This window comes from Rathayibacter sp. AY1F9 (assembly GCF_002932155.1).
Lineage (GTDB): Bacteria > Actinomycetota > Actinomycetes > Actinomycetales > Microbacteriaceae > Rathayibacter.
This window is the reverse complement of sequence record NZ_PSVA01000009.1, coordinates 118,899-127,419: the sequence shown is the minus strand read 5'-3', so window position 1 is coordinate 127,419 and position 8,521 is coordinate 118,899. Positions and strand designations below refer to the sequence as shown.

The following is an 8,521-nucleotide window of genomic DNA, read 5'->3' as shown; positions in this document are numbered from 1 at the left end:
TCGTCGCCGATCCGGTAGGCACCGTCGAGCGCCTCGAGCGCCCGGGCGAAGCGCTCCGGCTCGTCGGCCGACAGCGTGAGCAGGGGCCGGCCCGCGCGGGAGACCGCGATGCCGTCGAGGACTGCGAGGAGAAGCGCCGCGTCGTCGGCGCCGAACGACGCTGCGGGATGCGCGGCGCGCAGCAGCTCCAGGACGACGTCCTCCGTGCGCGACCAGCCGGCGGTGTGGATCGCGCGGATCTCCGGATCGGTGCCGGCGCGGGAGGCGAAGGCGGTCCACACGATCGCGTCGGGCACGTCCTCGTCTGCGACGCACGCGATCTCGTCGCAGAAGACGCGCAGCCGCACCTCGGCCGAGGGTTCGGCCTCCAGGCGGCTCCGCATCCGCTCGCGGAAGCGCTCCTCGACCCGGGCCATCGCGCCGGCCAGCAGCGCCTGCTTCGTCGGGAAGTGGTGCTGGACGGCCCCCACCGAGACGCCGGCCTCGGCCGCGACGGTGCGGATGCTGAGGTGCTCCGCCCCGCGGGTCGAGAGGACGGCGACGACCGCCGAGAGGATGTCGCTCCTGCTCTCGCGCCGATCCGGCATGGCGTCCCTCTCGTTCGACTGCTCGAGCAGGCTACGCTCTCGGACATGACCAATACGACCGTATTGCCACCCCGTGCCGGAGCCGGCCGCCGCATCGCGACCCTGGACGTCGTCCGCGGTGTCGCGATCATCGGGACCCTCGGCACGAACATCTGGATCTTCTCCCACCCCTGGGGGATGCTCGGACTGCTCTCCGTCCCGGTGACGCCGGAGACCTCCTCCTCCGCCGGGACTGCGCAGCTCCTGCTGATGGCGCTGGCGCAGGGCAAGTTCCTCGCCCTCCTCTCCCTCGCCTTCGGGGTGGGCCTCGCGATCCAGCACGCCTCCGCGGTCCGGCGCGGGACGCGCTGGCCGGGCCGCTACCTCTGGCGCGCGACGCTCCTCCTCCTGGACGGCGCGGTCAACTACGTGCTGATCGCGGAGTTCGACGTCCTCATGGGATACGCCGTCACCGGAGCGGTCGTCGCCTGGCTGCTGCTCACCCGGCCGACGACGCAGCGCCGCGTGATCCTCGTCTGCGGCGCTCTGCACGTCGTCCTGATCTCGGCGCTCGTGGCGCTCGTGGCGGTGAGTCCGGACGGTGCCGGACAGGGGCCGACCGGCCGGAGCCCCTACGCGGACGCGTCGTTCCTCGGCCTCGCCCTCTTCCGGCTGCAGAACGCGGGCGTCTTCCGTGCGGAGCCGGTGCTCATCGGGCTCCTCAGCCTCGCGATGTTCCTCCTCGGCGCGCGCCTCCATCGGGCGGGGGTCCTCGCCGCCGAGGGCGCGTCACTCCGCCGTCGCATGATGGTCCTCGGCGCCCTCGCCCTCCCCGTCGACCTCGCGCTGGGCGTCGGGGGGAGCGCCGCCGGTCTGCTCGCCGAGCGCTACCTCGTCGCGCCCCTGGTCGGGCTCGGCCTGCTCGCGGCCCTCGCCGAGGCCTGCCTCCGCCGGGGCGCCGAGGGCTGGGCGGCACGCCGGGCGCGGGAGGTCGGCCGGGTCGCCCTGAGCGCCTACCTCCTGCAGAACCTGCTCGGCGGCGCCCTCTTCTACGGCTGGGGACTCGGGCTGGCGGTGACCGCCGCGCAGTGGCGCGTCCCGGCGACCGTCGGAGCGTTCCTGCTCATCGCGGCGGTCGTCGTGCTCGCGGCGCACCTGTGGCTGCGCCGGTTCGAGCTCGGTCCGGTGGAGTGGCTCTGGAAGCGGGGCGAGCGGATCGGTGTCCGCGCGCCCCGCTGACCGGAGGGGGACCTACGCGAGGAGCTCCGCGACGCCGGTGCGCAGGGCGGCGAGGCGGGACGAGACGGCCGACCGGCGGGCGTCGGCGTCGGAGTCGTGCGACCAGGCGTCGAGGTAGAGCTTGACCTTCGGCTCCGTGCCGCTCGGGCGCGCGATGAGACGGGCACCGTCCAGGGAGAAGCGGAGCGCGTCGGTCGGGGGCAGCGCGCCGCCCTCGGCGAGCAGGTCCTCGCTCCGCTCGACGGCGAGCCCGCCGATCGCGGTCGGAGGCGTCGCGCGCAGTCCGGCCATGATCCGGCCGATCTCGGAGAGGTCGGTGACGCGGAGCGAGATCTGCTCCGATCCGAAGAGCCCGAACCGCTCGGCGAACGACTCCAGCTCGTCGTCGATCGTGCGCTCCTCGGCGGCGAGCGCGCTCGCGAGGGAGAGGAAGGCGAGCGCGGCCGAGACGCCGTCCTTGTCGCGGACCGTCCCGGGGTTCACCAGGTAGCCGAGTGCCTCCTCGTAGCCGAAGACGAGGTCGGGGACGCGCGAGATCCACTTGAAGCCCGTGAGCGTCTCGGCGAAGTCGAGGCCGTAGTCGGCCGCCACGGCACCGAGGGCGGGGGAGGACACGATCGAGCAGGCGAGCGCTCCTCCGGTGCGGCCCTCGCGGCGGGCCTGCTCGGCGGCGCGCCAGCCGAGCAGCGCTCCGACCTCGTTGCCGGTGAGGCGCCGGAAGCCCTCCGGGGCGGAGGCGTCGGGCACGGCGGCGGCGAAGCGGTCGGCGTCCGGGTCGTTGGCCACGATCAGCTGCGCGCGACCGGAGCGCGCGGTCGAGAAGGCGAGGTCGAGGGCGCCCGCCTCCTCCGGGTTGGGGAACGCGACCGTGGGGAACGCCGCGTCGGGCTCGATCTGCTCGACCACGACGGCAGGCTCGTCGAATCCCGCCGCGGAGAGCACCCGGTGCGCCGTCTCCCAGCCGACCCCGTGCATCGCCGTGTAGACGACGCGCAGCGGAGCGGACTGGCGGCCGACGGCGGCCGTCGCCTCGATGTAGGCGGCGACCACGGACTCGTCCGCGAGCCGGTACTCGCCGCGCGGCAGCTCCGGAACGCGCCGGTCCCGCGCGACCGCGAGGACCCGCTCGGCGATCTCGGAGTCGACCGGCGGCACGATCTGCGAGCCCTCGTCGGCGCCGCCGAGGTACACCTTGTAGCCGTTGTCCTGCGGCGGGTTGTGGCTCGCCGTGACCATCACTCCGGCGTCGGCGCCGAGGTGGCGCACGGCGAAGGCCAGCACGGGGGTGGGCAGGAGCCGGGGCAGCAGCACCGCGTCCACGCCGGCGCCCGCCATCAGCGCGGCGGAGTCCTCGGCGAAGACGCGCGAGTTCTTCCGGCCGTCGTAGCCGATCACGACCACGGGCCGCTGGACGCCCTGCGCCAGCAGGAAGTCGGCCAGGCCGACGGCGGCCTGCGAGACCAGCACGCGGTTCATCCGGTTGGATCCCGCCGCGATGGCGCCGCGCAGGCCCGCGGTGCCGAACGCCAGGCGGGCGCCGAAGCGGTCCTCGAGCTCGGCGCGGGCGGAGGCGTCGCCCGAGTCGGAGGCGGTCAGCAGGCCGACCAGCTCCTCCCGCGTCTCCGGGTCGGGGTCCTGGGCGAGCCAGGCCTCGGCGAGCTCCCGGACGTCGGCGCTCACAGGGCGCCCGTGATCCCGGCGAGCAGGCGGGCGAGGTCGTCCTCGGCGTCGCGGCCGGCCTCGAGCACCTCCTCGTGGCTGAGGGGGGTCTTCTGGATGCCGGCGGCGAGGTTCGTGATGAGCGACATGCCCAGCACCTCCATGCCCGCCTCGCGCGCGGCGATGGCCTCGAGGGCGGTCGACATGCCGACGATGTGGCCGCCGATGATCCTCGCCATCTGCACCTCGGCCGGGCTCTCGTAGTGCGGCCCGCGGAACTGCACGTACACGCCCTCGTCCAGCTCCGGACGCGTCCCCCGGGCGAGGTCGCGCAGGCGCGAGGAGTAGAGGTCGGTGAGGTCGACGAACGTCGCGCCCTCGAGCGGCGAGTCGGCGGTGAGGTTGATGTGGTCGCTGATCAGCACGGGGGTCCCGGGCGTCCAGTGCTCCTTGATGCCGCCCGCGCCGTTGGTGAGGATCATCACCGTCGCGCCCGTCGCGGCGGCGGTGCGGACGCTGTGCGCGACGCGGCGCACGCCGTAGCCCTCGTAGTAGTGGGTGCGGGCGCCGATGATCAGCGCGCGCCTGCCGGTGGGGAGCAGGACGGAGCGCAGGGTGCCGCCGTGCCCGTGCACGGCCGGCTTGGAGAAGCCGAGGATCTCGGTGGCCTCCACCGTCGCGGTCGTCTCGCCGATCGCGTCGGCGGCCTTGCCCCAGCCGCTGCCGAGGGTGAGGGCGATGTCGTGCTTCTCGACCCCTGTCGCCTCGGCGATCTGAGCGGCCGCGCGGGCCGCGATCTCGAAGGGATCGGCGTCGGGGGCGTCGAGGGGGTGAAGGGTCTGGTCGGACATCCTCCCACCCTACCGACGGGCTGCGCGGCGGCGGAGGGCGACTCCCGCGGCCGATCCGACACCCCGCGATTGGGCGAACACTCAGTGAGAGAGGACAATGGGAAGCATGGCTTACGAGTTCGAGCGCGCGCAGAGGATCGCTGTACTCGGAGGGGGGCCGGGCGGCTACGAAGCCGCCATCGCGGGAGCGCAGCTCGGCGCTGAGGTCACCCTGGTCGAGCGGGTCGGAGTGGGCGGCTCGGCCGTCATCACCGACGTCGTCCCGTCGAAGTCGCTCATCGCGACGGCGGAGGCCACCAACGCCATCGGCGAGGCCGCCGACCTGGGCGTGCAGTTCTTCACCCGCTCGGAGCAGAACAAGCCGGTGCGCCCGGACGTGGCGGTCAACCTGGCGACGGTGAACAAGCGCCTGCTCGGGCTCGCGCGCCAGCAGTCCGAGGACATGCGCGCGAATCTGGTGCACCACGGCGTGCGCATCGTCCAGGGGGACGGGCGCCTGGACGGCTCGAACGCCTTGATCGTCTCCACGGCGGCCGGCGGCGAGGGCATGGACTTCGACCGCATCGAGGCGGACACGATCGTGGTCTCGGTGGGCGCCAGCCCCTGTGTGCTCCCGACCGCGGCTCCCGACGGCGAGCGCATCCTCAGCTGGACCCAGCTCTACAACCTCAAGTCCGTCCCCGAGCACCTGATCGTGGTGGGCTCCGGCGTGACCGGCGCGGAGTTCGCCTCCGCCTACCGTGCGCTCGGCGCCCGCGTGACCCTCATCTCCTCCCGCGACCAGGTGCTGCCCGGCGAGGACGCCGACGCGGCCGCCGTGATCGAGAACGTCTTCAAGCGCAACGGCATGGTCGTGCTCTCGAAGTCGCGCGCCGACCGCGTCGAGCGGACCGAGAAGGGCGTGCAGGCCGTGCTCTCGGACGGACGTGTCGTCGAGGGCTCGCACTGCCTGATGGCCGTCGGCTCCGTGCCGAACACGGCGGGCATCGGCCTCGAGGACGCGGGGGTGCAGCTGACGGAGTCGGGGCACATCCGCGTCAACCGCGTCGCCCGCACCAGCGTCCCCTCGATCTACGCGGCCGGGGACTGCACCACGTTCCTCCCGCTCGCCTCCGTCGCCGCCATGCAGGGCCGCACCGGCGTGTTCCACGCGATGGGCGACGCCGTGAACCCGACCGAGGTGCGCAACGTCGCGGCGAACATCTTCACGCAGCCCGAGATCGCGACCGTCGGGTGGAGCCAGCGCGAGATCGAGGAGGGCATCGCGCAGGGCGAGATCTACAAGCTCCCGCTCGCCGCGAACCCGCGGGCGAAGATGATGGGCATCCGCGACGGCTTCGTCAAGCTGTTCGCGCGCACCGGCTCCGGCACCGTCATCGGAGGCGTCATCGTCGCTCCGAAGGCGAGCGAGCTGATCTTCCCGCTCGCCCTCGCCGTGGAGCACCGCCTGACCGTCGACCAGGTCGCGCGGGCCTTCACCGTCTACCCGAGCCTCACCGGCTCGATCTCGGACGCCGCGCGCGCCATGCACATCGTCACCTGACGCGCCACTCCGCCGGGCCGCGCGGGGTGCGGCCCTTCATCGGCAGAGCGCACGACCGGGAATCGCGTGCGAAGCGATTGACCGCAGCGCGACGCGACCCGCTCGGCGGTACCACTCACGTCGAGGAGCCGACCGCGCCGGGCCGCGCGGGGAGCGGCCCGGAACGGGCTCAGACGATCTGGAGGAGCACGTGTCCCGCGGGGACGGTCGCTCCGGCCGTCGCGTCGAGGCCCTTCACGACGCCGTCCTTGTGGGCGGTGAGCGGCTGCTCCATCTTCATCGCCTCGAGGACGACGACCAGGTCGCCGGTGACGACCGTGTCGCCCTCGGCGACGGCGACCTTGACGATGGTGGCCTGCATGGGCGAGGCGACGGAGTCGCCCGTGACGGTGCTGACGGAGGAGGAGCCGCGGCGCTTCGGGGAGGCGGCAGCGGCCCCGCGGGCGGGTCCCGAGCCGACCAGGTCGCCGGGGAGAGTGACCTCGACGCGGCGCCCGTCGACCTCGACGACCACGTTCCGGCGGGCCGCCGGCTCGTCGGTCGCTCCGGGCTCGCCGCTCCAGGCCGGGATCGTGTTCTCGAACTCGGTCTCGATCCAGCGGGTGTAGATCGTGAAGGGCGCGCCGCCCTCGGGGGCGAAGGCCGGGTCCTCGACGATCGCGCGGTGGAAGGGGAGGACGGTCGGCAGTCCGGTGACCTCGAACTCGGCGAGGGCGCGGCGCGAGCGCTCCAGCGCCTGCTCGCGGCTGTCGCCGGTGACGATCAGCTTCGCGAGGAGCGAGTCGAAGGAGCCGGAGATCACGTCGCCGGCGACGACGCCGGAGTCGACGCGGACGCCGGGTCCGCCGGGGGCCTTGAAGACGTGCACCGGGCCCGGAGCGGGGAGGAAGCCGCGGCCCGCGTCCTCGCCGTTGATGCGGAACTCGAAGGAGTGGCCGCGGGGCGCCGGGTCGTCGTAGTCGAGCACGCCGCCCTCGGCGAGGCGGAACTGCTCGCGCACGAGGTCGATGCCGGTGATCTCCTCCGACACGGGGTGCTCGACCTGGAGGCGGGTGTTCACCTCGAGGAAGGACACCGTGCCGTCCTTGCCGATCAGGAACTCGCAGGTCCCGGCGCCGAGGTAGCCGACCTCCTGCAGGATCGCCTTCGAGGCGCGGTAGAGCTCGGTGTTCTGCGCGTCCGTCAGGAACGGCGCGGGCGCCTCCTCGACGAGCTTCTGGTGGCGGCGCTGGAGGGAGCAGTCGCGGGTGGAGACCACGACGACGTTGCCGTGCGCGTCGGCCAGGCACTGGGTCTCGACGTGGCGCGGCTGGTCGAGGTACTTCTCGACGAAGCACTCGCCGCGGCCGAAGGCGGCGACGGCCTCGCGCGTGGCCGAGGCGAACAGCTCCTCGACCTCGTCGCGCTCGCGGGCGACCTTGAGGCCGCGACCGCCGCCGCCGAAGGCCGCCTTGATCGCGACGGGGAGGCCGTACTGGTCCACGAACTCGAGCACCTCGGCGGCACCGGAGACGGGGTTGAGGGTTCCCGGGGCCAGCGGCGCGCCGACCTTCTCGGCGACGTGGCGGGCCGAGACCTTGTCGCCGAGGCGCTCGATGGCCTCGGGGCCGGGGCCTATCCAGATCAGGCCGGCGTCGATGACGGCGCGGGCGAAGTCGGCGTTCTCGGCGAGGAAGCCGTAGCCGGGGTGCACGGCGTCGGCACCGGAGCGGCGCGCCACCGAGAGCAGCTTGTCGATGACGAGGTAGGTCTCGGCGCTGGTCGTCCCGCCGAGGGCGTAGGCCTCGTCGGCGAGGCGGCTGTGCACGGCGTCGCGGTCCTGGTCGGCGTAGACGGCCACGGAGGCGATCCCGCTGTCGCGGGCGGCGCGGATGACTCGGACGGCGATCTCGCCCCGGTTGGCGACGAGCACCTTCGTAATCTTCGGCATGGTCCCCAACCCTAGGGGGCGGCGCCGCCCGGCCCGGCGCGGCTCACCACAAAGAAGCGGAGGGCCTTCGTCGGTTCCTCACAAGGGCGGGACGGGCCTCAGCGGTTCCAGAGCGCGGTCCAGTCGACGCCGAGGCTCCGCACCAGAGTGCGGAGGGTCGGCACCGACATCCCGATCACCGTCGAGGGGTCGCCCTCGATCGCGGTGATGAAGCCGGCGCCGCGGCCGTCGATGGTGAAGGCGCCGGCCACCTCGAGGGGCTCGCCGGTGGCGACGTAGGCGTCGATCTCGGCGTCGTCGATGTCATCGGCGAACGTGACGGCGGCGGAGGTGACCGCTCCGGCCTCGGCGACGATCCTCCCGCCGCGGTGGTCGACGAGCCAGTGGCCGGAGTGGAGGCGGCCGGTGCGTCCGCGCTGGGCGCGCCAGCGCTCCCGGGCCCGCTCGGGCTCGTGCGGCTTGCCGTGGACGACGCCGTCGAGGACGAACGCGGAGTCGCCGCCGAGCACCAGACCGTCGATGTCCGGGCGCAGGACAGCGTGCGCCTTGGCGCGGGCGAGCAGCGAGACGGTGGCGTCCGCGTCCAGCGCCGCGCCCCGCTCCTGCTCGGCCCGGGCGACGGCCGCGGGCTCGTCCACCTCGGAGGGGACGACGACGGGCTCGATCCCGGAGGCCCGCAGCAGCGCGAGGCGCGCGGGGGAGGTGGAGGCGAGGTAGAGGCGCACGAGGGCTC

General features: G+C 73.7%; 7 protein-coding genes. 2 read left to right on the top strand and 5 right to left on the bottom strand.

Annotated elements, in window-relative coordinates; genetic code table 11:
* On the bottom strand, positions 1–587 hold a 587-nt coding region (locus C5C37_RS08215), incomplete at its 3' end, for a TetR/AcrR family transcriptional regulator (protein WP_104338773.1).
* Positions 588–632: 45 nt separating this feature from the next.
* On the opposite strand from C5C37_RS08215, the gene C5C37_RS08210 reads away from it, so the two are divergent.
* Positions 633–1,805 carry a DUF418 domain-containing protein gene (locus C5C37_RS08210; protein ID WP_104246686.1) on the top strand — a complete coding sequence of 391 codons (1,173 nt, stop codon included), beginning with the start codon at positions 633–635 and terminating at the stop codon, positions 1,803–1,805.
* A 12-nt stretch (positions 1,806–1,817) separates the two neighbouring features.
* Here the strand turns inward: C5C37_RS08210 and C5C37_RS08205 are convergent, their stop codons facing one another.
* Both C5C37_RS08205 and C5C37_RS08200 read right to left on the bottom strand, forming a co-directional pair.
* Complete coding sequence (locus tag C5C37_RS08205) at positions 1,818–3,485, bottom strand: phospho-sugar mutase (protein WP_104338772.1); 1,668 nt, start codon at positions 3,483–3,485, stop codon at positions 1,818–1,820.
* Positions 3,482–4,315, bottom strand: a complete 834-nt coding sequence (locus C5C37_RS08200; RefSeq protein WP_104232831.1) for a purine-nucleoside phosphorylase — start codon at positions 4,313–4,315, stop codon at positions 3,482–3,484. The genes C5C37_RS08205 and C5C37_RS08200 overlap by 4 nt, the downstream gene beginning before the upstream one ends.
* Positions 4,316–4,421: 106 nt before the next feature.
* Here C5C37_RS08200 and C5C37_RS08195 point away from each other — a divergent pair, with 106 nt between their 5' ends.
* Positions 4,422–5,858, top strand: a complete 1,437-nt coding sequence (locus C5C37_RS08195) for an NAD(P)H-quinone dehydrogenase (protein ID WP_104338771.1) — start codon at positions 4,422–4,424, stop codon at positions 5,856–5,858.
* Between the two features lie 169 nt (positions 5,859–6,027).
* Here C5C37_RS08195 and C5C37_RS08190 read toward each other — a convergent pair whose 3' ends face one another.
* A complete protein-coding gene (locus tag C5C37_RS08190; protein WP_104223170.1) occupies positions 6,028–7,788 on the bottom strand; it encodes a biotin carboxylase N-terminal domain-containing protein in 1,761 nt (586 codons plus the stop codon).
* Between the two features lie 98 nt (positions 7,789–7,886).
* Positions 7,887–8,513: a nucleoside triphosphate pyrophosphatase gene (locus C5C37_RS08185; RefSeq protein ID WP_181027094.1), complete on the bottom strand. Its 627-nt coding sequence runs from the start codon at positions 8,511–8,513 to the stop codon at positions 7,887–7,889.
* Between the last annotated feature and the right edge of the window lie 8 nt (positions 8,514–8,521).

Coding starts and splice junctions, on each gene's coding strand:
- C5C37_RS08210 (WP_104246686.1), top strand. CDS start 633: ATGACCAATACGACCGTATTGCCACCCCGTGCCGGAGCCGGCCGCCGC.
- C5C37_RS08200 (WP_104232831.1), bottom strand. CDS start 4,315: ATGTCCGACCAGACCCTTCACCCCCTCGACGCCCCCGACGCCGATCCC.
- C5C37_RS08195 (WP_104338771.1), top strand. CDS start 4,422: ATGGCTTACGAGTTCGAGCGCGCGCAGAGGATCGCTGTACTCGGAGGG.
- C5C37_RS08190 (WP_104223170.1), bottom strand. CDS start 7,788: ATGCCGAAGATTACGAAGGTGCTCGTCGCCAACCGGGGCGAGATCGCC.